General features: G+C 52.1%; 1 protein-coding gene. It reads right to left on the bottom strand.

The annotated features are described in order from the left end of the window. Nucleotides 1–72: 72 nt before the first annotated feature. Nucleotides 73–1,143 (bottom strand): IS30 family transposase, encoded by a 1,071-nt coding sequence (locus tag EKM85_RS11380; RefSeq protein WP_125586984.1) that lies wholly within the window; start codon nucleotides 1,141–1,143, stop codon nucleotides 73–75. Between the last annotated feature and the right edge of the window lie 121 nt (nucleotides 1,144–1,264).

The following is a 1,264-nucleotide window of genomic DNA, read 5'->3' as shown; positions in this document are numbered from 1 at the left end:
CGTAAATTGCAAGAACAAGTTAGCCACCCAGATCGGGCCGGGTCGAGATGACCTGTTATCTTATAGTATTGGTTAGCTAGCCGCTGCCGCCTTGGCTCTGCTTCGCCGGACGCGCTTGCATTCAGCATTGAATACTTCTTTGGTGGTCCGATAGTCTTGGTTGCGTCGTGGCAGTTGGTTGATCTTAGCTTCGACTTTGGCCACAGCGGCGGGACTCACAGCATCTAGTGACTGACCCTTAGGAAAGTCTCTGCGTACCATCTTGTTGTGAACCTCATTGGTGCCCCGTTCGCTGGACCGGTATGGATGCGCATAGTAGACCGTTGCCACGCCGTTCAGCATCGATTCAAGCTCGGCAAACTCGGAGCCGTTGTCTGCCGTGATGGTCTTGATGATGTCCCCATATTCACCGATGATACCGCGCATTGCGTAGTTGACTGAATCAGCATCACGCCCGTCGATAAAGCGCATAAACTGGAAGCGTGACTTACGCTCAATCAAGGTCAAGATGACACTCTCTTGGCCGTTGCGCTTGCCTACGATCGTGTCGAGTTCAAAGTGACCAAACTCACGTCGGCTCTCAACTCGCTTAGGCCGCTCATCAATACTTCTGCCTTGAAGCACGCGCTTGTGGGTCGTATTGGCATTTCGTTTCGTACGCCGGCTGGTTTGCTCGAGCAGATCAATGTTCTTGATCTCCAGTAGTTGCGCCTCGATATAGCTGTAGAGCGTAGCCGTACAGACCATTTCGGCTGGTTGGTAGAGCTTGTCGTGCTTCGCTCGACCAACCACCGCATCGGGAGACCACCCGTCCTGCTTGAAGCGTGCTGTGAAGTAAGCAATGAAGTCAGCCGCCTGCGTAAACTTGAGCGGGCGGTGGCAGCGGCGCCGGTTCTCAACGTATCGCGCCTGTGCGGCCTCAGGGCTGTATATACGTGAATACTGGCGTTGACCATTAACCTTTTTGACCTGATCGATCTCACCACGAGCAAGCTCATTAGCCACCGTTTGACGACAAACGCCGATTACCTTTGCGATTGCACGATTAGACTTCTTCTCAGCATGTAAAGCGGCAATCTGACCACGTTCCACGGCAGTAAGATGGTGACCCTTTGGGCGAGACATGGTAAGCTGTTCTTGCATCAAGACGATACCTCTTTCATTGTTTGTGTAGGAACTTCAATGATAACAGGTCGTATCGACTTGGTGTTTTTATTTTTTCCGCTCGGCGACGATAGTGGCTAACTTGATTCTAAAACGCGGG

The organism is Lacticaseibacillus jixianensis, assembly GCF_003946485.1.
Lineage (GTDB): Bacteria > Bacillota > Bacilli > Lactobacillales > Lactobacillaceae > Lacticaseibacillus > Lacticaseibacillus jixianensis.
Note: the sequence above shows the minus strand (reverse complement) of the source record. Positions and strands in the feature narration are given on the sequence as shown.